Below are 21,509 nucleotides of genomic sequence, written 5' to 3'. Positions count from 1 at the left end.
CGCACCGCGTGTCTTGCTACCGAGGGGCGATGTCTTGCAACCGCGCCAGCCAGTGGGGGGCCGGGCGCAGCCTCAGCGCTCGAAGTCGACCACCACGTGGACGTGCCCGTCGTCGGCCGTCGCCAGGCCCACGCCGACGCGGGTGAACTCACCGTAGAGCATCCGCTCGCGCATCCCGGTGTCGCCGAGTTGGGCGGTCATCGCGCTCGTGGGCGTGGCGTCGGCCGGCAGGTCCAGCGTGGTGCGGTCGCTGGTCGGGGACTCCTCGGGCACGGGGAGGTCGCCGGTGGTGGTGTCGCCGGCGGCCAGTTCTTCGGCGCGGGCGGCGGCGCGGTCCGACAGGGCCGGGTCGGTGACCAGCCGCTCGGCGCCGACGGCCGTCCGGGACTCGTTGATTCCGGCCACGATCCGGCCCTTGAAGGCCTCCTTGGCCAGCTCCTCGGGGACCGCGAACGCCGGCTGGCCCTGCGGAGACTGCTCGGGGGTGTCGGCCGCGGCCCCGGTGGCGGGCGCCAGGGAGGCCAGGCCGGGGATCTCCAGCGGGAAGTCGAACGGCAGCGCCAGGGAGCCCTGGGCGGCGGCGGTTCCCGCCCCGGTGGTCAGGAGGAGGGCGGAGGTGCCGACGACGACGACGTTGCGGAGCGTGTGGCGCACGGGAGGTCCTTTCATCGGGTGCCGGCTCTCGCGGGCGCCCGGGGTCTGCTTACGGCCCGCCACGATACTGCGGCGAGTTCACTCACGCATCTTTCGCCACTCTAGTCACATTCGTTACATTTCGATCTCGCGCTGCCGCGGGGCCCACGCCGCTCGCTCATTTTCCTGCACAGTGTCGTCCAACGCAGGATGGGTGGGCGCGAGGTCACCCGGGCTCCGCGAGGTCATCCGGGTGGGCTCGAGGTCAACCGGGGTATACGGCGCACAACCTCGGGTCAGGCGCAGCGGAGCTCGCGGCGGCGGTCCACCACGGAGAACGCCAGCGCCCCCGCGGCCAGAGCGGCGATGATCCCGAGCGCTGCACGGAACGCGAGCAGCCAGTCGCCGTTCGTCGCGACAATCCCGAACAGCACGCCGGGGACGATCGCCGTTCCCACCGCCGTGCCCATGCGCTGACCCAGCGAGATGATGCTGCCGGCCACGCCGCCGTATGCGGGATCCACGGCGCGCAGCGTGAGCGTCTGATTGGGCGAGATCGTCATGCCCTGGGCGATTCCGATGCATGTCGCCGGGACCATGAACACCAGGTAGTGCAGTGCGCCGGTCTCGACGAAGCCCGCCACCACGATGAATCCCACGAGCGCGGAGATGGTCACGGCGAAGCCCGTGATCACCATCCGCCGCCCGAGCCGCAGCACGAACCGGCCCGCCACCTGCGCGGAGATCGCGGCACAGAGCGACGCGGGCAGGCTGATCAGCGCGGAGTCGATCGGCGCGTAGCCCAGGTGGAACTGCAGATAGAGCGGCACGATGATCCACAGCGATGTACCGCCCACAAAGTAGATCGACACGATGATCATGCCGTTGCGAAATCCCGCGTCACGGAAAATGTCCGGATTGACCAGTGGCGGCCGACCGAGACGCGCGTACCGACGCTCCCACCAGGCGAACATGCCTAGGAATGCCAGCCCGGCGGGCACGAGGGCCCAGAGTGCGGTCGGGGTCTCGCGGCCCAGGAACGGCAGCATGATCGTCAACACGGCCACGCCAAGCAGGAGGATGCCGACCGGGTCCAGGTCCAGGCGCCGGCGGGCGGACAGGGCGGGCCGCGTGGCAGGAGCGCGAGCTGCGGTCGAGGCGATCGCACGATCGGACGCGAGTGTGGACGTGTCGTTGTCGTTGTTGTCGTCGGCGTCCTCGTCGTGGTCGTCGTCATTCAATCGCGCCGACGCCCCGGCGCGGGCGCGGGACAGTCCGACGTCGCGCCCGGCGTCCTCGCCCGTGGGGGTCGGGATCCTCCGGTCGTCCGGCAACCACAGGTACCCCAGCACCAACGCGAGCACGCCGAGCGGCACGTTGACCAGGAACATCGCGCGCCACCCCAGGTCGTTGCCCAGCGCCTCGATGAGCAGTCCACCCACGAGTGGCCCGGACGCGGTGGCCACGGACACGGTGGTGGCCATGGTCGCGAACGCGCGCGCCCGTGCCTCCTTGCGGAAATACTTCTGAATGAGGCCGAACGCCTGCGGGTTGAGCATGCCCGAGCCGACGCCCTGGAGCAGGCGGGCGGCGTTGAGCATCTCGATGTTCTGGGCGGCACCGGCGATCACGGCGCCCAGGATGAACACGGCGATGCCGGCGAGGAAGATCCGTTTGCGTCCGGTCGCGTCGCCGAGTCGCCCCGACGGGACGAGCAGGAGACCGAACGACAGCGCGTACCCGGACACCACCCACTGCAGGCCACTCGAATCAGCCTGCAGTGACCCGCCGATCACCGGCAGCGCCACGTTGATCACCGAGATCGCGATGAGGGCCATGAACAGTGGCACCATGAGCGAGGCCAGAATGCGGGCACTGCTCACCGCTGCGGCGCCGGGTTGTCCTGTCACACCGGCGATGCTAGCCACACCCGGGCGGCCGACCCGGTCGATGCGGTCACGGTGCCGGACCCGTCGATGCGACTTCAGATGGTCACGTCGGTGTACGGCATCTGCTGCGACACCCACGGGAACACGACCTCCATGAGCAGCACCACCACCGCCACGAGCAGTGCGACCAGCAGGACGATCCTGACCGGTCGGGGTCCGGGCAGCGCCCGCCACAGGTAGCCGTACATCGCCTACTCCTCGAGTGCGTCGGGCAGTCCGGCCGACTTGCTGGTCGTGTCGGTGAGGACGGCGTGGACGATGAGTCGCTCCGCGTTGGAGTACAGCGGATGGCAGGTGGTCAGGGTGAGCATGCGCTCGAGCCCCGGACCGACGGTCGATTCCGCGCCGCCCGCCCCCGTCACGCCGGGCAGCGGCGCGATCACCTCGACGGCGTCCGGCGTCGTGACGTGCAGCCCGCGGACGTGCGAGTAGTCCCCGACGGCGAACCGCTCGACCTGCTCCGGCGACAGGCACTGACCGGCGGTCGCCCGGCGCGCGGCGGGCTCGACCTCGTCCGGCACGAGCCGGTACGTCAGCCACTGCGTCGCGGTCTCCATCACCACGGCGTCGCACGGGGCGAGCCGGTCGAGGTGCTCGAACACCCCGCCGGAACCGTTACGGTGCCCGGCCAGTGCAATGTTTCCAGGCTCGCCGGGCAGCTGCGTCTCCTCGTAGTGACCGGGTCCGGTCCGCAGGTCTTCCGGGCGGGTGCCCTCCACCACGACGTAGTGGGCATCGGTACCCAGCGCGGGAAGGTGCACGCGGGCGAACGCCTCGCCGAGGACCGGCGGCGGGAGCGGAGCCGGGGTCGCCGCCGCGGCCGGGTCGGTCTGGTCGTGACGTCCGGCCCATCGCTCGTCGAGGTCGGTGGCGGCGCGTGCCTGGAGGCGGGCCGAGGTGAGGTCGGTCCAGTGGAGCTCGTAGACGACGAACAGGGCCAGGATCGCACTGATCGTCAGCAGGATTTCACCGGAGATCTGGGCCACCGACGGCCTGGTGGCGTGACCGTCCCCGTGGCCTTCCCCGCGCGCGTGCACCCCGGCCACCTCCACGTCCTGTGCTGGTCCGACGCGCGAACGGTAGCACGGGCGAGGCCCTGTGACCTCGGGGTTCGCGCGCCTCGGCGCACAGCTCACGCTTATCCGCGGTGTGTAGCCTCGGCGGACCAACGCACCCGTCAACGTGAGGAGAACGAGTGTCGCGAAGGAACTGGAAGTCGGTGACGGTCGCCGTCGGTGCCGTGCTGCTGGTGGCAGGGTGTGGTGCCGGTGGTGGGGGCGACGACGACGCCGTGCCCGCCGCCGAGCAGCAAGCCGCCGCTGAGCAGGACGGGCCCGGCTCGGACTCAGATCCGTCGGCCGGGGAGCCGCAGGGCCCCGGGGCGTCCGGAGAGAAGCCCGGTGAGAAGTCGGCCGCGGAGGCCGAGGGGCCGGACCTGTCGGGCATCCCGGACCCGGTCGCCGTGGTGAACGGCACCGAGATCTCCCGCGACGAGTTCGTGTCGGTGTTCGAGGGCCAGTACCAGCAGATGTCGATGCAGGCGCAGATGACCGGGCAGCCCGTCGACGAGGAGCAGCTCAAGAAGATCGCATCCGACGGACTGGTGGGCACGGTGTTGCTCGAGCAGGAGGCCGGGAAGCGGGGTCTGGAGGTGAGCGATGCCGAGATCGACGCCGAGCTGGAGGAGTTTGCCGAGACCAACCAGGTCAGTCCTGACGAGTTCGTCGCGGCCATGGGCGAGCAGGGGCTGGACCGCCAGGGCGTGCTGGACCAGATCGCCAAGCAGTTGCGCGTCGACAAGCTGATGGTCGACGAGTTCGGGGAACCGGAGATCACCGATCAGCAGGTCGAGGAGGCCTACGCGACGATCGCCGAGCAGCAGGCGTCGGCTGGCGGCCAGCCGGGCGCGGGTATGCAGGGCGGTGGTCAGGTCCCGCCGCTCGAGGAGGTCCGCGACCAGGTCGCCGAGCAGCTCCGGGACGAGAAGCAGGCGGCGAACATGGAGTCGATGTCGCAGAAGCTGCGTGAGGGCGCGGACGTCACGGTCCACATCTGAGCCCATGGCCGCCGGAGTCGTGATGGGATTGCCACATGACTGTGGCGCGGAGAACTCTGGCGGCTCGGGCGACGGCGGTCGTCACCACGATGGTCACCTCGGTCGCGGGGGCGGTCCTGCTGGCCGCGGCGTCACCGGCCGCGCCCGTGGCGCTCGCCGACCCGGGCGAACCTATGGCGCCCGCTGATCCTGCAATTTCCATGACGGCCGCTGATCCGGCCGCCCCCACGGCGTGGCCACCGGGTCTCGGTCCCGCGGGGACGTCCGTGGTCCACGGCGATCCCGCGTCGACGGACACACTGCCGGGTCGCGGCCCCGGTTTGCACCCGGCCGTCGCCTCGTCGCTGACCGGCGCCACCTGCTCGACCGTGTTCCTCGGATCGGACGGGATGCCGGTGGCGCTGTGTACCTCGTACCTGAGTCTGGATCCGCCGACGCCGCTCGCGCCGACGGTCAAACTGTTCCACCCCGACACCGCTGACGTGTTGGCCGAGGTGCAGCTCGCCAAGGGGGCGCTGCTCGGCGGGGTGTACGGGTACCTCGGCGACCGCGACCGGGTGGTGGTGGCCGACGGCAACCGGCGCCTCCTGGCCGTCGGGCACGAGCGCACCGCGGCCGGGCCGTGGCGGATGACCGTCGAGGTGCTGGCCGACCTGTCCCCGGCGGTACCGGTCGGAGACGCCATCACCGGGCTCATGCCCGCGTTCGACGGGCGCGTGTGGTTCGCGACGTCCGAGGGCGTGGTGGGGACCGTGCGGCCGGAAGGTGGCGGCGGATATGACGACGACAACGACCCTCAGCTCCGGTTCCTCGCACTCCCCGCCGGCGAGCGGATCACCAACGGACTCACGGTCCGGCCCGGCGGGGCATCCGTCATCACGTCACGGGCACTCTACGAGGTCGACCTGGCCGCCGACGGGACGCCGACCGTGCGCTGGCGACACGGTTATGAGGTGGGGCCGGGTCGTAAGCCGGGACTGCTCGCCCACGGGTCGGGCACCACGCCCACCTACTTCGGTCCGCGTGGTGGACTGATCGCTATCACCGACGACGCCGAGCATCCCGACCTGATCGTCCTCCGTCAGTCCGACGGTTCCGAGGTGTGCCGGATACCGGCGTTCGCCACGACCCTCCGGCCGGACTCGGCCGCGCCGGACGGGGTGCTGATCGACGGACCGGCCGCGTCGGAGAACTCGATCATCGCGGTGAGCCGCGGCTCGGGTGGGGCTGCCGGCACTGGCACCGGCACCGACAGCGGCACTGGCACTGGTACCGGCACCGGCACCGGCACCGGCGCAGCATCGTCCACCGCGTTGGTGCTGGTCAACACGTACGGGTTCGAGTATCCGCCGTTCGCGGTGGACGGTCCGGCCGTCCCCGCCGGTGCCCCGTACACCGGTGGGATGACCCGGGTCGACGTCCACTCCGACGACTCCGGCGCCGCCACCTGCTCGCGGTCATGGACCAACACCGCCCGCACGGCGTCGTTGCCCAAGCTCACCACCGGCGACGGGCAGATCCACGCGATGGCCTACGGCCCCGCCGCGGGCGACGCGACGCTCGGGCCGGCGGGCTCGCAGGTCGGCCCGCTGCCCGGTCAGGAGTTACTCGACCACGGCCTGGCGCAGAAGGTCGGACCGGTGTTCGTCACCTCGACGGATGTCGAGACCGGCCACGAGGTGGCGCGCACCTTTGTCGGACACGCGCCGCTGGACGAGCCCATGGAGCTCACGGGCACGCTGGCCTCCCGCGGCGACGCCCCGGGCGTGCTGTGGCAGCCGACCCTGACCCGCATGCTCCGCATCGGCCCTACATGACCCGCATTCTCCCCAGTGGCTCACCCCGACCGGGATGCTCCGAATGATCCGCATCGGCCTTACCTGACAGCTGCAAGACATCGGACCCCAGCTGCAAGACATCCGGTGCGACGAATCGGCCCCAGAACGCGCGAGATGTCGTGCCACCGCGTACCGATGTCGTGCAACCGCTGGGCGGGTGGGGGTCGGGCGTTGGTCGTGGCGTTGGTCGTGGCGTTGGCGGTGGTGGTGGGGCAGGGGCTGCGCGTTGGCGGTGGTGGTGAAGGGGTCGCGCGTGTTGGTCGCGCGTGTGGGCCGCGCGTCGGAGGGCTGGCGGCGTGCGCGGCGAGTCAGTCGGTCGGCCGGACCACCGCGACGGCGCAGGGCGCGGTCTGCAGCAGGCGACGGCTGACGGAACCCAGCAGCATGCCGGCGACGCCGCCGTGGCCGCGCGACCCCGTCACCAGCAGCGGTGCGCCGGTGGCTTCCTCGGCGATGGTGACGGCGGGCTCGCCCACGACCAGGATGAGCTCCAGGTCGACGCCCGGATGGCGATCGTCGTGCGGCGACAGGGCCTCGGTGACGTCCTTCTCGTCCTCGGCTAGCACGCTCTCGGCAAGTCTGTCCAGGTCGAACAGGGACGCCCCCGGCAGCTTGGGGACCTCGACCGAGTGCACGGCTCGGACCCCGGTGCCAAGCCGCTCGGCCTCGGCGAACGCGAACGCCGCCGCGGGGTCGTTGGCCGGAGAACCGTCGGCGGCCAGCACGATCGGGCCGTCGCCCGGCTGATCCGGGGTGCGGGGCGTGATGACGATGACGGGGCAGGGCGCGTGCTCGGCCACCCCGGCCGACGTCGACCCCATGGCGAAGTCCTCGCGCGCGGTGAGTCCGCGGCTGCCGACGATGATCGCCGACGCGCTGCGGCCGGCCTCGACCAGGGCACGGACCGGGGTATCGGCGATCACGCGGTAGGTGACGTCGAGATCCCCCACGAGGTCGGCGACCTGATCGCGCATCGCGCCCTCGACATTGGCGCGCGCGGTCTCGTCGAACGCGACCACCCGGCCGACCGCGCGATCCGCGGAGATCACCTCGAGGCCCGCGCCGTGGTCGCGGGCCCAGGAGGCCGCCCACGCCACTGCACGGAGGGAGTCCCGGGAGCCGTCGTATCCACAGATGACGGGTCCCGTGGTGGGCTGCGACGGGGTGCTCGGTGCGGTCTCCGACATGGCTTCCTCCTGCGTGACGGTCGTTTTCTGTCAGCTTATCCCGCCCCGGGAGTGGTGCGTGTCGAGGCGCTCACCGGGAGCGGGCGGTGCCGACGAGGCTGCCAGCTGCGCCGGGAGTTGGTGGCGCGACGAGGCTGCCAGCTGCGCAGAGGCTGCCAACTAAGAGTTCCTAGAACTTAATCTATCGTTTTCTGGACTAATTCCAGATTGCCGACTATGGTCAGTGCCATGACGACGGCAACGGAAGGCCCCGAACAAGCGCTTCGGGACGCGGGATTGAGGGTCACCTCACCGCGACTGGCCGTCCTCGTCGTCGTCGGAACCACTCCCCACATCGCGGCGGAAACCGTCGCCACCAAGGTGCGGGAGCGGCTCGGCACCGTCTCCACCCAGGCCGTCTACGACGCGCTGAAGGTGTGCACGGCCGCCGGCCTGATGCGTCGCATCGAACCTGCCGGCTCACCCGCCCGCTACGAACGGCGGACGGGCGACAACCACCACCACCTCATCTGCCGCCAGTGCGGCCGGATCGAGGACATCGACTGCGCCATCGGGCACGCCCCGTGCCTCACTGCAGACGACGACCACGGCTTCGCCATCGATGAAGCCGAGGTCAACTACTGGGGCGTATGTCCCGAATGTCGGGCGAGCGAGGCCCTTCTCGTCGCAGACTAAGGACAACGACCACTCCCGCCCCGGACCCGGGGCCCGACCGTACTTCCCACCCACCCAGCACATGAGGAGCACGTGACGTGACTACGCATCCCGCAGACCGCGGAGTACGCAACATCGAGCCCAAGGCGCCCACCACCACCGACGGTGGCGTCCCGGTTCCCGACGACGAGAAGAGCGCCCAGATCGGCCGCCAGGGACCGCAGCCGATCCACGACTTCTACCTCATCGAGAAGCTCGCGCACTTCAACCGCGAGAACGTCCCCGAGCGCATCCCGCACGCCAAGGGCTCCGGCGCCTTCGGCGAGTTCGAGACCACCGAGGACATCTCCGACATCACCCGCGCCGCCCTCTTCCAGAAGGGCGTCAAGACCCCCATGGTCGCGCGGTTCTCCACCGTCGCCGGCGAGAAGGGCAGCCCCGACACCTGGCGCGACCCCCGCGGCTTCGCGCTGAAGTTCTACACCACAGAGGGCAACTACGACATGGTCGGCAACAACACGCCGATCTTCTTCATCCGCGACGCCATCAAGTTCCCGGACTTCATCCACTCGCAGCGGCGCAAGAACGGCTCGGGCCTGCGCAACAACGCCATGCAGTGGGACTTCTGGACCCTCAGCCCCGAGTCCACCCACCAGGTCACCTGGCTCATGGGCGACCGCGGTATCCCCAAGACCTGGCGCCACATGGACGGCTTCAGCTCGCACACCTACCAGATGATCAACGCCGAGGGCGTGCGCCACTGGGTCAAGTTCCACTTCAAGACCAACCAGGGCATCGAGTTCCTCACCCAGGACGAGGCCGACACCCTCGCCGGGACCAACGGTGACTACCACCGCGAGGACCTGTGGAACTCCATCCGCGACGGCCAGTACCCGTCGTGGGACCTGTACCTGCAGGTGATGCCGGTCGACGAGGCCGAGGGCTACAAGTACAACCCCTTCGACCTCACCAAGACCTGGTCGCAGAAGGACTACCCGCTGCGCAAGGTCGGCACCATGACCCTGAACCGCAACCCGCAGAACCACCACGCTCAGATCGAGCAGGCGGCGTTCGCGCCGACCAACATCGTGCCCGGCATCGGGTTCTCGCCCGACAAGATGCTGCTCGGCCGTGTGTTCGCCTACCCGGACATCCACCGCTACCGCATCGGCGCCAACTACCAGCAGCTGCCGGTCAACATGCCGCTTTCGCCGGTGAACTCCTACTCCAAGGAGGGTGCCATGGCGTACGAGTTCAACCACCCGGCGATGCCCGAGTACCACCCCAACTCGATCGACGGCCCCACCGCCGACCCGGCCAAGGCCTACGACTTCGGCGCCTGGGACACCGAGGGCTCGGACGTCTACCGCGGCCCCATCAAGAAGCACGCGGAGGACACCGACCAGGTGCAGGCGACGATTCTGTACCGCGAGGTCATGGACGACGCCGCCCGCGAGCGCCTGCACGGCAACATCGCCGGCCACGTCAGCGCGATCGACCCGTCCGAGACCGAACTGCTCGAGCGCGTCTACGCGTACTGGACCGCCGTCGATCCCGACCTTGGTGCGGCCGTCAAGGCCAAGGTCGAGGCCGGACCCCGCGGAAACCACAAGCTGCGCGACTGATCGAGGCGGCTCTCCCGGACTAGATCCGGCTCTCCAGACTGATCCGCTACTCCTCACGCGGATCCGCTACTCCCTTTGGGGTAGCGGATCCACTGGGGGAGTAGCGGATTTCGTGGGGGTGGGGGCGGATGCAGCGCTCGCCGCTACAGTCCCAACACCGCGCGGGCGATGAGGAAGTACACGATCAGGCCCGTCGCGTCGACAAACGTGGAGATGAACGGGTTGGAGAACACGGCCGGGTCCGCGCGCACGGCGCTGGCGAGTAGCGGCATGATCCCGCCCACCGACGCGGCCATCGTGCACAGCGCCACCATGGTCAGCCCGATCACGAGCCCGAAGTCCATGCCGTAGACCAGGCTCGCCACCGCGAACGCGACGCCGCCGAGGATGACGCCGAGCGTGAACCCGGTGCGGGCCTCCTGCCAGAGGACCCGCGCGACATCCCGCTTCCGCACGTCACCCAGGGCGAGCGCGCGGGTCACGGTGGTGGCGGCCTGGTTCCCGGTGTTGCCTCCGGTGCCGATGATCAGCGGGACGAACAGCGACAGCGCCACCACCTGCTCGAGGGTGGACTCGAACACCTCCAACACCTGGACGGTGAGCGTGGCGCCCAGGGCCAGCACGAGCAGCCAGACGACGCGCGAGCGCACGAGGCTGCGCAGCGGAGTGGACAGGTACGGCCGGCGCAGCGGCTCAGCACCACCCTGGCGGGCGGAGTCCTCGGACTCGGCGTCCTCGAGGATCTGCAGGGCGTCGTCAAAGGTGAGGATGCCGACCAGGCGGTGTTCGGCGTCGACGATCGGTAGCACGATCAACCGCTCATCAGCAGATCGGCGGGCCGCCCGCTCCTCCGACTCGGTCGCCCGCGCGGACACCGCGTCGTTCATGAGGTCGTGGATCGGAGTGTCCGGGTCGGCCTTCATCACCGACCGCAGTCCGACGATGCCGACGAGTTTCCGGTCGTGGTCGGTGACGGGCAGCGCGTAGATCGTCTCGGTCTGGTCGATCCGCTGCCGGACCCGCTCGAGGGTCTGCCCGGCCGTGGTGTCGGGGTGGGTGGACAGGTACTCGGGACTCATGCGGCGCCCGACGGATCCGTCCTGATAACCGAGGACCTCGGCGGTGAGGGCCTGTTCCTCGGGATCGAGCTCCCGCATCAACCTGGTGGCGACCCTGGCGGGCAACTCGTCGATGAGTCCGGCGCGATCGTCGGGGTCGAGCTCGGCGAAGATCTCGCGCACGCGCTCGTCGTGCAGGTCGTGGATCAACTCCGACTGCAGGGGCGGGTCGAGGGCCTCGAACGCGGCGTTCGCGGTTTCCTTGGACAGGAGGCGGAACATCACCGCCCGCTCCCTGGCCGGGGTCCGCTCGAGAACGTCCACGACCAGCCACGGCGGCATCGCGTTCAGTGCTCCGGCGGCGGCGTGGAGGTCGCCGGTGTCGATGAGGGAGTCGACGTGGTGTTCCGCGAGCGCGGGATCGCGGAACCCGCTCGGCTGGTCGCTCAAGTCACCCCTCGTCGGCGAGGTCGTCGTACGCGGTCCGCGGATCGAGATGCGGGTCGGCACGGTAGGCGGCGCGGGCCAGGGTGATCGACGCGACGGTGGTCACGACGACCGTCGCGGACAGGGCGACCAGCGCCATGATCAGCCCGATCCAGCGGAAGCCGCCTGCGAGTTCGTGCACGTAGGCGGTCACGATGAACAGCATCATGCCGAGCCCGGTGGCGACGGACAGGATGTTGATGCGCGTCAGCGCATCGCGGGCACGTGTCATAGACATCGCCGCCACCAGGAAACACAGCGACCCGAGGAGTGCGGGGACACCGATGAGCAGGTCCGTGAGGAGCGTCGAGTCCACGGCGGTCACCTCCGGCCTCTCGACAGCAGCCGCGCCAGGGCGACGGTCGACAGCACGCCGATGAGCGAGCCGAGCATCACCACGTCCAGAGCGACGGCCGAGCCCGACCGGATCACGAACATCACGAACAGGGCGACGGCACAGAAGTAGGTGAGGTCGGCCATCACGGCCCGGGTGGCGTCGCCGGGCCCCCGTAAGGCGCGGAACGCGGCGACCAGCATGCTGGCGGCGACGATCACGGTCGACACGGCGAGCAGCACGGTGAGCAACGGACTCATGGGGTGCCTCCTCGGAGCACGGCGAGCGTGCGGTCCTCGGTCTGGGCGAGCATCTCGATCATCTCCTCGCGGGGTCCGCCGAGCACGACGTGCACCCACAGGTCCGTCTCGCCGATGACGGTCACGAGCGTGCCCGGCGTGAACGTGATGGCCCACGCCAGGACGGTCACCTCGAGATCGGTCCGACTCCGCATCGGGTACCGCACGAGGACGGGTGAGCCGACGGGGCCGGGGCCCAGAGTGGCGACGGCCAACGCCCACGACGACAACACGACGTGCCACAGCAGCCACCCGAGCAGCAGGGGTGCCCGCAGGATCCGCATGATCACGACCGACCTCCGATCGTCGTCTCGGTGAACGCGTCGGGGCCGCCGAGCACCGTCTGCACGTAGGTGTCGGTGTCGACCAGTCCCGCGACCGCGCGGTCGATCTCCGGGGCGATCGCGCCGTAGCCGAGGAACATGGCGACCGACACGGCTACCAGCACTCCGCCCGGAACGAGTAGGCGTGCGGGGATCCGCGACCGTTCGGCGGGGTGGGTGTCCGGGCCGACGGTGTCGTCGTCCTCGTTGTTCTTCCGGTCTTCGTCGTCTGGGTCGGCGGTGCTGCCGCCACTGGGCTCGTCCGCGGCGTCGCGCCACATCGTGCCGCGCCACAACCGCAGCATGGCGACCAAGCCGATGAGGGACGACAGGAGGACGACGACGACGGTGACGACCCCCCACGGTGTGCCGGGGTCGAGGGCGGCGGACAGGACCTCGAGCTTGCCGACCAGTCCCGAGGTGGGAGGCAGTCCGACGAGGGCGGCGATCGCGAGGACCAGGAGCACGGCCAGCGGTCGCTCGAGGCGCCACAGGTCCCGCAACCGGCCGAGTCGGCCGCTGCCATAGACGTGCTCTGCGGCGCCGACCAGCATGATCAGCGCCCCCATGGTGACCATGTGGTGGAGCATGTAGACGATCGACCCGCCGGGCGCCGAGGCCACCGCGAGCGCGGCGAGGATCACGCCGATACCGGAGACCATCTGCCAGGCGAGGATCTCGCGGACGTCGCGCGGGCCGGCGGAGGCAAGCGCTCCCCACAGGGTGGTGACGAGCGCGACCACCAGCAGGACGCGGCCCCAGGCCGGGTCGAGGTCGAAGGCCGTGGACCAGATCCGGATGATCGCGTACAGGGCGACCTTGGTGTGCAGCGCGGAGAACAGTGCCATCACGCCTGCCGAGGTGCCGGGGTAGGCGCGCGGCAGCCAGCCGTGGACGGGTACGGCGCCGGCCTTTATGCACAGCGCCATGATCACGATGCCCAGCGCTGCGGCGACCCGGCCGTCCTCACCCGCCGCTCCGGCCAGGGCCGCGAGGTTCACCGCCCCGGCGGTCGCGTAGACGAAGCCCACACCTGCGAGCAGAAGGGTGGAGGTGAGGAGGTTGACCACCACGAACAGTCGACCCGTGCCGAGTCTGCGCCACGTTCCTGTCATGGCGATGAGGGCGTACGAGGGCAGGAGCATGACCTCGACAAAGACGAAGAGGTTGAACAGGTCCCCGGTGAGGATCGCGCCGTTCGCGCCGGCGAGCAGGAGCAACGCGAGCGGGGCAAAGTACCGGTTGCGGGCGAACTCCCCGGTCACGAGGCAGAAGGCGAGGGCCAGCCCTGCCACGAGGCTGGTGGTGATGAGCATGATCGCGGTGAACGCGTCGGAGACCATCGGGATCGACACGCCGGGGATGAACCCGCCGACCTGCGCGACCACCACGGGCTCGTCCCGGTGGAGCAGGAGCAGGCCGAGTCCCGCGAGCGCGGTGGCGAGGGGGACGGCCAGGGCGAGCACCCGGCCGACGGAGCGCCACGGGGACACGGCTGACACGGCCGCGGACATGACCGGGATCGCGGCGAGCAGGGGGAGGAGCAGACCGATCATGCTTCGCCCTCCCTGTCGTCGCGGTGCGTACCCATGGCCACATCAGCGCCGGGCGAGGCGTCCGTTCCGGTGTCCGGGATGAGGTGCGTGTCGTCGTCGCGCCCCACCACCGCCAGCGAGAGCATGAACACCGTCACCGCGAGCGTGATGACGATCGCGGTGAGGACGAATGCCTGCGGTAACGGGTCCGCGGCGACGGCCGGGTCGTTGAACTGGGTCAGCGGCTCGCTACGCCACGCGCTCACCCCGGCGTTGAGCAACAGGAGGTTGACGGCATGACTGATCAGGCCGAGGCTGAACACCACGCGGACCATGCCGCGCTGGACCAGCAGGTAGACGCCACCTCCGGTGAGGATGCCGATCGTGATCGCGAGGGTCATCGGCTCGCCTCCTCGGTCAGGTCGGTCTCGGGCACGGCGTCAGCGGCAGTCCCGCTGGAACCAAGGGTGTTGAAGGCGGTCATGACCAGGCCCACCACGCCGAAGAAGACACCGAGGTCGAAGAACAGGGCACTGCTGATGTGCTGGCCGAGCACGTGCCATTGGGCGGGCTCGAGGAACTCGCCCAGGGCGTAACCGCCGATGCCGGTGAGACCGGCCAACAGGAGCCCGCCGCCGATGTATGCGACGGGGGTGGAGGGCTTGCTCACCGGGGAGTCCGATTCCCGCGAGAGGTAGTAGATGGCGAACGCGCACGACGCGACGAGCGCGGCGATGAAGCCTCCGCCGGGTTCGTTGTGCCCGCGCCACAACAGGAGTAGCGAGACCACGATGAGCACCGGTGACACGGCTCGGGACAACATGCGTAGCGGCACGGTGTTGCGGGTGGCGTCCTCGAGGGCGGACTCGGCCTCACCGGCCGCCCGCGCGATGCCGGGCAGGAAGTCGTCGTCTTGATTGTGTGGCGTGTCCCCACCGGCGCGGCTGCGGACCGAACCGAGCACCGCGAGGATCGCGATGCCGGCCACGCCGAGCACGGAGACCTCGCCGAACGTGTCGAGCGCACGGAACTCCACGAGGATCGTGTTGACGACATTGCTGCCGCCCGTGATCTCCGGTCCTTGCTCCAACAGGTACGTGCCGATCGGCGACCGCTCGCGGCGGCCGCTGAACACGAGGACGGCGGCCGTCGCGGCGATCCCCGAGGCCACACCCAGCACGATCGCGGCGGTGTGCCGGGCCCGCGTCGGTTCGATGAAATCCTTCGGCAGCCGCCTCAGGACCAGCATGAACACGATGATGGTCAACGCCTCGACCAGCAGCTGGGTGAGGCCGACGTCCGGGGCGCCGAGGCCGAAGATCTGGATGGTCACTGCGATGCCGACCGCCGAGAGAAGGACGACAGACGCCAGTCGGGAGCGCGCCGCGCACAGGCCGATGACGGAGACGGTCACCACGAGCAGCAGGACCAGGTCGATCGTGCGGTTGAGGTTTCCGACCTGCGGCGGCAGTACGGTGCCGGTGACCGCGGACCACGCCCCGATCCCGGCGCCGTAGAAGCAGACGGTGGCGATGAGCGCGCCGGCGTGTCGGGCGGGGGAGTCCGACGCGGTGGGGCGGCGCAACTGTCGACCGGCGCGAGCGGTGCCGCGCACCAGGGACTCGAGCAGGCCCGCGCCGGTGAACGGCAAGAGGTCGCGGGCGAGCGCCCGGTCCAGGATGCGGCGCTGCCAGACGAGAAGAGCGCCGACGATCAGAATGAGCGCGGTGAGCCCGAGTTCGAGGTTGAGGCCGTGCCACAGTGCGAGGTGCGGCTCGTACTCGAGTTCCGCCGGGTCGACATCGGCGGGCAGGGCCCGGTACTCGGCGAAGCCTCGCTCGAGAGGCGGCCACCCGAACGGTCCGGCTGCAGCCTTGGCGATGGCCGCCATCGGAGCGTCGAGGATCCCCACGACCAGCGCGATCGGCAGTCCGATGACCGCGGGCAGCGCGGCCGGGAGCCACAACCTGACCGGGGCCTCGTGGACATCGGCAACGGACGCGGATCCGGCGGCACCGTCCTCGCGGCGGTAGAAGCCGAGGAACCCGCCCGTGATGATGCGGGCGCAGTAGAGGAACGTGAGGATTGCGCCGATCACGGCCGCGACCAGCAGTGCGGTGGCGGCGCCGGCATGACCGCCCGCGACCTCGCCGAACGCGGTGAGCATCGACTCCTTGGACACGAACCCCAGGGTGGGTGGGATGCCGGCCATGGCCGCCGCGCCGAGAACCGTGGCGCCGAAAGTCCACGGCATGCGCCGCCAGATCGGACCCAGGTCCCGGATGTCCCGCGATCCGGCTTCGTGGTCCACCACGCCGACCAGCATGAACAGGCCCGACTTGAACAGGGCGTGCGCGAGAGTGTGCAGTGCGGCCGCGGCGAGCGCGGCCTGTGTGCCGATACCGATCGTGGCGATGATCCAGCCGAGCTGGCTGACCGTCGAGTACGCCATGAGCTGCTTGAGGTCGGTCTTCTGGAGCGCGAAGAGTGCCGCCATGACCGCCGTGCCCATCCCGAAGGTCACCAGCAGGACGTTCCACACGGCCACGTCGTGGAAGATCGGCGAGAACCGCATGAGCAGGAAGATGCCGGCCTTGACCACCGCCGCGGCGTGCAGGTACGCGCTCACCGGAGTGATGGCGGCCATCGCGTCGGGCAGCCAGAAGTGGAACGGGAACTGGGCCGACTTGGTGAAGGCGGCCACCGCGATACAGACCGCGATCGCCGAGGTGAAGCCCGGATCCGTCGCCCACACCTCGTGCACCCGGATCTCCGAGATCGACGTGGTGCCGGTCCGCAGCCACATCGCCACCACTGCGGCGAGCAGGACGAGCCCGCCGGCGAACGTCACGATCAGCGTGCGCAGGGACGGCGCGTACGCGGTGCGCCCGGAGTTCGCGATGAGCGCGAAGGACGCCAGCGACGTCAGTTCCCAGCAGACGAAGAGCAAGATCAGTGAGTCCGTGAGGACCAGTCCCAGCATCGACACCGTGAACAGGGTCATGAGTTGGTAGAAGCCGTAGTGGGTGGGACCGCGTCCTCGGTCGCCGCGTCCCCGCTCACCCGGTTCCCGCTCGCCTGGTTTCCGCTCGCCGGGTCCACCGGGTCCACCGGTTCCACCGGCTCCACCGTCGTGATCTCCGGTGCGTCCGGGCAGATACGCGGTGGAGTAGATGAGCACGATCGCGCCGATCAGCAGCGCGAGCATCGCGAAGAACAGTCCGGTGGGATCGGCGAACAGGTCCAGGGTCCAGTCGCGGGCGGGGACCCAGGGGATGCGTTCGATCTCGACCGGCTCATCCATCAGTGCCAGGGAGAGCGGCGGCATCAACGCGAGCGCGCCGAGGAGATACAGGGCCGCGAGCGGCCACCCGGCGCCACGTCCGAGCCACCGCGTCAACGGCCAGGCGAGCAGGGTTGCCGATCCGGCCGAGGCGATCGCGAGGGCGGCGCTCATGAGCTCCTTCCGATGGCCACGTCACACGGGCTCGGACGCCGAGGGCGCGTCAGAGTTGGTCGTGCGCGTCACACCTGGGCGGCTCCGGGGCGAACCGTCCGAGTGTGACCTGTCGTGCAGTAGTTTAACAGGCGGCTCTGACATCGATCTCAGGGCATGCCGGGTGACCTGCGGCGATGCTGGGCAGCAGGCGTTACGCTCCCGGCATGAGCCCCTCGGAGACCCCGTCGACCACGCCGTCCGCGAGCTCCCGCGCCACGGACGCCGGCACAGATCCCGCCTCGGGCGCAGGCACAGACGACGCCACGGTCGCAGGCACAGGCGCCGCCACCGATCCGGCCACGGATGTCCTCCCCGTGGTGGACGCCGGAGAGCGCGAACCCGTGGTGGAATCCGGCAAGCGCGAGCCGGTAGCGGAAATCGGCAAGCGCAAGCGCGAGCACGAGCGCACCGACGCCGGGCCGGCCACCACCTCCCGCTCCGGTCCGGGCATCGCGTCGCGCCTGATCGGACTGGTCCTCATCGTCCTGCCGCTCGCGCTGGCGGCCCTGTGGGCGGTCGTCGGCCCGACCCCGCAGCACGATCCCGGCACCGACGCCGCGAGCAGTCCACTGCGGTCGGCGCTGTCCGAGGCCTCCGCGAACTCCTCGTTCACCGTCGCCGGCACCAACCAACTCCGTGACGGGTCGTCGGAACTCGCCGACGGCAGCGTCCAGCTCCGTGACGGGGCCGCCGAGCTCGCGACCGGCATGGAGCAGCTCCAGAACGGGATGGGGCAGGCCGGCACCGGCGCCGACGAACTCGCGGGCGGCGTCGGCGAGTTGGTGGGCGCGGTCCGCGGCGTCGCCGTGATCCAGGGGCAGGTCCTCACCGCGATCGACGACGCCGTCGGCCGCCTGCAGGGCGATGCCCCCGAGACCGTGCAGGCCCGCGATGCCCTGGTCGGCCTCAAGGGGCAGCTCGAGTCCCAGGGCATGAACCAGGACATGCTCAACAACCTCGACCAGCTCGAGGGCGGCGCCAACGAACTGGCCCGCCAACTCTCCCAGCCGGGCGCCCCGATGCGTGACGGCATCTACGAGGCCACCCGCGGCTCCCGCGAACTGGCAACGGGCGCGGCCACTCTCGCCGATGGCGCCGGCACCCTGCGTGATGGCGCCGCGAGCGTCTCCGACTCGGCCGGCCGCACCCAGGACGCCATCTCCAAGACCGGTCGCGCCCTGGCCGCCGAGCAGGGTGACGTCGGGCTCGAGGCCGCCGCGGCGGCGCGGGACACCCAGCGCCGGACGTCGGCGGGCATCCTCGGCGTGGCCGCCGCCGCGGTCCTCGGGGCGCTAGTGGTCCAGCTGATCCGCCGGCCCGGCTCGGGGCTCGCCGAGCAGGTGTTGGCCCTGGGCCTGCTCACCGCGGGTCTGTCCGCGTGGGCGCTGGCCACCGCGGAGGACCGGTCCGTCGCCTCGGCCGCGGCGGTCGTGGCGGTGGTCGGCCTCGTCGTCGTCGCCTCTTCCCTGTTGTGGCGCGCACTGATCGCCGTGTTTGGGACCTGGCCGGGTCGGATCGTCGCTACGGTCCTCGCGGCCGCATCCGCCGGCGTGGCGTGGTGGGTGTGGGTGTCGGGCGGCGCGCCGTCCGCGGTGGTCACGGCCACTTCGGCGACGACGACGGGGCAGGCCACCGCAGCCCTGGACGCACTCCTGCTCGCCGGTTCGGGCGCCGTCGTGTGGACCGCGGCGGCCGTCCTGGTGGCGGTGGCCGTGTGTTCCGGTCTCGCGGTGCGACTCGCCGGCCGCACCCGCTGAACCGCCGTCCGCTCAGACTCGCCGAAATCCGCTACTCCCCCTGGGGATCCGCTACCGCTCTAGGGGTAGCGAATCCGGAGGGGGAGTAGCGGATTCCTGAGGCCTGCGGGTGGCTCGGGATGCTGGGCGGGGACCGGCGTAGCCAGGGTCAGAGTCCGGCGGGTTCCCCGGGCTTGTCCACGCCGCCACCGTTGAGCATCGGCACGGCAAAGACGAACTCGGGCACCGCGAACCCGTCCACGAGCGTGCGTGCCTGACCGGCGAGCTTGGTGCACAGTCGGTTGTACGCGGCCGTGGCGGCCTTCGTGCGCTCGGTCGTGAGGCGGTTGTGCTCGAGGAACCAGCCCTTGTCGCCGTCGATGATGTCGAGCACGTAGAGATCGCACAACGTCCCGAGGAGCTTCTTGGCCTCCGGGTCCTCGCACTCGTCCACGGCTTCGGCGAACCGGGCGAACACCCAGCTGTCCATGTGCGCGCGACCGGCCGCCAGGAGGTGGTCCTGCGCGGAGTTGAACACCTTGAACGCGGCCGAGGCGTCCTCGCCCTGCGCCTTGCGCAGGCGCCGGGCAACCGTCTCGAGCAGGTGCTCCTCGCGGTCGACCAGTATCTCGAGCTGGTTGCCGCGATCGAGGAAGTCCGTGTGCTCGCGGTCGGTCACCGCGTCGACCACCTTCTGCCACAGCGTCGACGCGCGGACCTTCTCCTGCACCACGTCAGCGACGGTGTTGATGGCGAACCCGACGGTCTCGAGCTGGTCCATGTTGCCGAACTCCGCCGCGTAGGCGCCCATGAGCTCCTTGCCGACGAGCTGGGTCAGCACCACGTTGTCGCCCTCGAAGGTCGAGAAGACGTCGCAGTCCTTCCGCATCTCCGTCAGCATGTTCTCCGCCATGAAGCCCGCACCGCCACACGCCAGACGGGCCTCGGTCAGGGTGTCGTTCGCGAAGGCGGTGACCGTGGCCTTGATGCCGGCCGCGTGGGTCTCCATCTCGCGGCGGCGGACCTCGTCGAAGGCGTCCGGGTCCTTCTCGAACTCGGCCAACTCCGCCACGATCGCGTTCTGGGCGCACGCGTACGCGTACGCACGGGCGACGCGCGGCATGAGGCGACGCTGGTGCTCGCGGTACTCCAGCAGCGGGATGCCGCGGCCGGTCTCGGGATGCTCGAACTGGCGGCGGACGAGGGCGTAGCGCACGGCCAGCGCGAGGGCGGTGCGGGCGGAGGCACCCGAGGCGGCGCCCACGGACACCCGGCCGCGGATCAGCGTGCCGAGCATGGTGAAGAACCGGGCGCCCACCGACTCGATGGGGGAGGAGTAGCGGCCCTGCTCGTCGACCGAACCGAAGCGGTTGAGCAATGCCTCGCGGGGAACGCGGACATTGTCGAACCAGATCCGGCCGTTGTCCACGCCGAGCAGGCCGCCCTTGTGACCGTGGTCCGTGGTCGTCACGCCCGGGAGGGTGTTCCCGGCCTCGTCGCGGATCGGGACCAGCAGGCAGTGCACGCCGTGATGCTGCTCCTCGCCGTCCTCGATCGTGATGAGCTGCGCGAACGTGGCGGCCAGTCGGCCGTCGCGTCCGGCGTTCCCGATGTAGGCCTTCTCGGCGCTCGGGGTGGGGGTGTTGACGACGAACTCGCCGGTCGCGTTGTCGAACGTCGCGGTGGTCTCGAGGTTCTGCACGTCCGAGCCCTGGCCGATCTCGGTCATGGCGAAGCAGCCGAGCAGCTTGAGGGACATGACGTCCGGAAGGTACTTCTGCCGGGTGGCGTCGTCACCGAGATTGGCGATCGCGCCACCGAACAGTCCCCACTGCACGCCGGCCTTGACCATCACCGACAGGTCCAGGTGGCCGAGCATTTCGAACGAGGTCAACGCGGCGCCCGTATCTCCGGTGCCGCCGTCCTCGGCGCGGAAGCCGAGCTTCGGCATCCCCGAGTCGGCGAGACGCTGCAGCTGCTCCAGCGTGTGGTCGCGCTGCTCCTCCATGGTGAGGCCGAGCGGATTGAGCAGCTCCGGGGTCAAGGCCGCACGGGTCTCCGCGCGGGACTCGGACCAGGCCCCGTCGAGAACCTTCTGCAGGGCGGCGGCGAGCGCGGAGTCGCCGGCGTCCCCGGCGGTGATGCGGCCGAAGTTCGGGTGGCGCGAGGAGAGGCCGCCCGCGGCGGCGTCGGCGGATACGCCATCCGTGGACGTCGAGGCTGAGTCGGTGGTTGCGTCGGTCTCAGAGGTCATACCCAGACCTTACGGATGACGCGGGAGGCAGTGGGTCGGAAAA

Annotated in this window: 18 protein-coding genes; 5 read left to right on the top strand and 13 right to left on the bottom strand. The window is 70.3% G+C overall.

Annotation, left to right across the window (positions count from 1 at the left end):
• Window positions 1-72 precede the first annotated feature (72 nt).
• From OPF83_RS10035 to OPF83_RS10020, 4 genes are all read right to left on the bottom strand, one after another.
• Complete coding sequence (locus tag OPF83_RS10035) at window positions 73-654, bottom strand: CAP domain-containing protein (protein ID WP_264887295.1); 582 nt, start codon at window positions 652-654, stop codon at window positions 73-75.
• Between the two features lie 275 nt (window positions 655-929).
• Complete coding sequence (locus tag OPF83_RS10030; protein WP_264887294.1) at window positions 930-2,543, bottom strand: MFS transporter; 1,614 nt, start codon at window positions 2,541-2,543, stop codon at window positions 930-932.
• Window positions 2,544-2,617: 74 nt separating this feature from the next.
• The gene (locus OPF83_RS10025; protein ID WP_264887293.1) at window positions 2,618-2,770 is read right to left on the bottom strand and encodes a hypothetical protein; all 153 of its coding nucleotides are present in this window, start codon (window positions 2,768-2,770) and stop codon (window positions 2,618-2,620) included.
• Window positions 2,771-2,773: 3 nt separating this feature from the next.
• A complete protein-coding gene (locus tag OPF83_RS10020) occupies window positions 2,774-3,628 on the bottom strand; it encodes a class E sortase (RefSeq protein WP_309297768.1) in 855 nt (284 codons plus the stop codon).
• 149 nt (window positions 3,629-3,777) lie between these two features.
• Here OPF83_RS10020 and OPF83_RS10015 point away from each other — a divergent pair, with 149 nt between their 5' ends.
• The gene (locus tag OPF83_RS10015; protein WP_264887292.1) at window positions 3,778-4,638 is read left to right on the top strand and encodes a SurA N-terminal domain-containing protein; all 861 of its coding nucleotides are present in this window, start codon (window positions 3,778-3,780) and stop codon (window positions 4,636-4,638) included.
• A 35-nt stretch (window positions 4,639-4,673) separates the two neighbouring features.
• Window positions 4,674-6,455, top strand: coding sequence for a hypothetical protein (locus OPF83_RS10010; protein WP_264887291.1), 1,782 nt, complete (start codon window positions 4,674-4,676; stop codon window positions 6,453-6,455).
• Between the two features lie 329 nt (window positions 6,456-6,784).
• Here the strand turns inward: OPF83_RS10010 and OPF83_RS10005 are convergent, their stop codons facing one another.
• Window positions 6,785-7,663, bottom strand: a complete 879-nt coding sequence (locus OPF83_RS10005) for a universal stress protein (protein WP_264887290.1) — start codon at window positions 7,661-7,663, stop codon at window positions 6,785-6,787.
• A 228-nt stretch (window positions 7,664-7,891) separates the two neighbouring features.
• Here OPF83_RS10005 and OPF83_RS10000 point away from each other — a divergent pair, with 228 nt between their 5' ends.
• Both OPF83_RS10000 and OPF83_RS09995 read left to right on the top strand, forming a co-directional pair.
• Window positions 7,892-8,338, top strand: coding sequence for a Fur family transcriptional regulator (locus OPF83_RS10000; protein ID WP_264887289.1), 447 nt, complete (start codon window positions 7,892-7,894; stop codon window positions 8,336-8,338).
• Window positions 8,339-8,415: 77 nt separating this feature from the next.
• Window positions 8,416-9,942 (top strand): catalase, encoded by a 1,527-nt coding sequence (locus tag OPF83_RS09995; RefSeq protein ID WP_264887288.1) that lies wholly within the window; start codon window positions 8,416-8,418, stop codon window positions 9,940-9,942.
• Between the two features lie 143 nt (window positions 9,943-10,085).
• Here OPF83_RS09995 and mgtE read toward each other — a convergent pair whose 3' ends face one another.
• Genes mgtE through mbhE form a run of 7 tightly spaced genes read right to left on the bottom strand, consistent with a single transcriptional unit; the run spans window position 10,086 to window position 17,434 of the window.
• Window positions 10,086-11,450, bottom strand: a complete 1,365-nt coding sequence (gene mgtE / locus OPF83_RS09990; RefSeq protein ID WP_375546245.1) for a magnesium transporter — start codon at window positions 11,448-11,450, stop codon at window positions 10,086-10,088.
• A 1-nt stretch (window position 11,451) separates the two neighbouring features.
• Complete coding sequence (locus OPF83_RS09985; protein ID WP_264887286.1) at window positions 11,452-11,802, bottom strand: monovalent cation/H(+) antiporter subunit G; 351 nt, start codon at window positions 11,800-11,802, stop codon at window positions 11,452-11,454.
• Window positions 11,803-11,807: 5 nt separating this feature from the next.
• Window positions 11,808-12,080, bottom strand: a complete 273-nt coding sequence (locus OPF83_RS09980) for a monovalent cation/H+ antiporter complex subunit F (protein WP_264887285.1) — start codon at window positions 12,078-12,080, stop codon at window positions 11,808-11,810.
• Entirely contained in the window at window positions 12,077-12,403 is a 327-nt protein-coding gene (locus OPF83_RS09975; protein ID WP_264887335.1) for a Na+/H+ antiporter subunit E, read from the bottom strand. Before OPF83_RS09975 ends, OPF83_RS09980 begins: the two co-directional genes overlap by 4 nt.
• A gap of 2 nt (window positions 12,404-12,405) precedes the next feature.
• A complete protein-coding gene (locus tag OPF83_RS09970) occupies window positions 12,406-13,998 on the bottom strand; it encodes a proton-conducting transporter membrane subunit (RefSeq protein WP_264887284.1) in 1,593 nt (530 codons plus the stop codon).
• Complete coding sequence (locus OPF83_RS09965) at window positions 13,995-14,378, bottom strand: sodium:proton antiporter (protein ID WP_264887283.1); 384 nt, start codon at window positions 14,376-14,378, stop codon at window positions 13,995-13,997. Before OPF83_RS09965 ends, OPF83_RS09970 begins: the two co-directional genes overlap by 4 nt.
• Complete coding sequence (gene mbhE, locus OPF83_RS09960; protein ID WP_264887282.1) at window positions 14,375-17,434, bottom strand: hydrogen gas-evolving membrane-bound hydrogenase subunit E; 3,060 nt, start codon at window positions 17,432-17,434, stop codon at window positions 14,375-14,377. Before mbhE ends, OPF83_RS09965 begins: the two co-directional genes overlap by 4 nt.
• A gap of 206 nt (window positions 17,435-17,640) precedes the next feature.
• Here mbhE and OPF83_RS09955 point away from each other — a divergent pair, with 206 nt between their 5' ends.
• Window positions 17,641-19,233, top strand: coding sequence for a hypothetical protein (locus OPF83_RS09955; protein WP_264887281.1), 1,593 nt, complete (start codon window positions 17,641-17,643; stop codon window positions 19,231-19,233).
• Between the two features lie 148 nt (window positions 19,234-19,381).
• Here the strand turns inward: OPF83_RS09955 and OPF83_RS09950 are convergent, their stop codons facing one another.
• Window positions 19,382-21,466, bottom strand: coding sequence for an acyl-CoA dehydrogenase (locus OPF83_RS09950; protein ID WP_264887280.1), 2,085 nt, complete (start codon window positions 21,464-21,466; stop codon window positions 19,382-19,384).
• Window positions 21,467-21,509 lie beyond the last annotated feature (43 nt).

Source organism: Dietzia sp. NCCP-2495 (assembly GCF_026011735.1).
Lineage (GTDB): Bacteria > Actinomycetota > Actinomycetes > Mycobacteriales > Mycobacteriaceae > Dietzia.
The sequence above is the reverse complement of the archived record's forward strand: the minus strand, read 5'-3'. Positions and strand labels throughout refer to the sequence as shown.

Coding starts and splice junctions, on each gene's coding strand:
- mbhE (WP_264887282.1), bottom strand. CDS start 17,434: ATGAGCGCCGCCCTCGCGATCGCCTCGGCCGGATCGGCAACCCTGCTC.
- OPF83_RS09965 (WP_264887283.1), bottom strand. CDS start 14,378: ATGACCCTCGCGATCACGATCGGCATCCTCACCGGAGGTGGCGTCTAC.
- OPF83_RS09980 (WP_264887285.1), bottom strand. CDS start 12,080: ATGAGTCCGTTGCTCACCGTGCTGCTCGCCGTGTCGACCGTGATCGTC.
- OPF83_RS09950 (WP_264887280.1), bottom strand. CDS start 21,466: ATGACCTCTGAGACCGACGCAACCACCGACTCAGCCTCGACGTCCACG.
- OPF83_RS09975 (WP_264887335.1), bottom strand. CDS start 12,403: ATGCGGATCCTGCGGGCACCCCTGCTGCTCGGGTGGCTGCTGTGGCAC.
- OPF83_RS09970 (WP_264887284.1), bottom strand. CDS start 13,998: ATGATCGGTCTGCTCCTCCCCCTGCTCGCCGCGATCCCGGTCATGTCC.
- OPF83_RS10005 (WP_264887290.1), bottom strand. CDS start 7,663: ATGTCGGAGACCGCACCGAGCACCCCGTCGCAGCCCACCACGGGACCC.
- OPF83_RS10010 (WP_264887291.1), top strand. CDS start 4,674: ATGACTGTGGCGCGGAGAACTCTGGCGGCTCGGGCGACGGCGGTCGTC.
- OPF83_RS09955 (WP_264887281.1), top strand. CDS start 17,641: ATGAGCCCCTCGGAGACCCCGTCGACCACGCCGTCCGCGAGCTCCCGC.
- OPF83_RS10000 (WP_264887289.1), top strand. CDS start 7,892: ATGACGACGGCAACGGAAGGCCCCGAACAAGCGCTTCGGGACGCGGGA.
- OPF83_RS10025 (WP_264887293.1), bottom strand. CDS start 2,770: ATGTACGGCTACCTGTGGCGGGCGCTGCCCGGACCCCGACCGGTCAGG.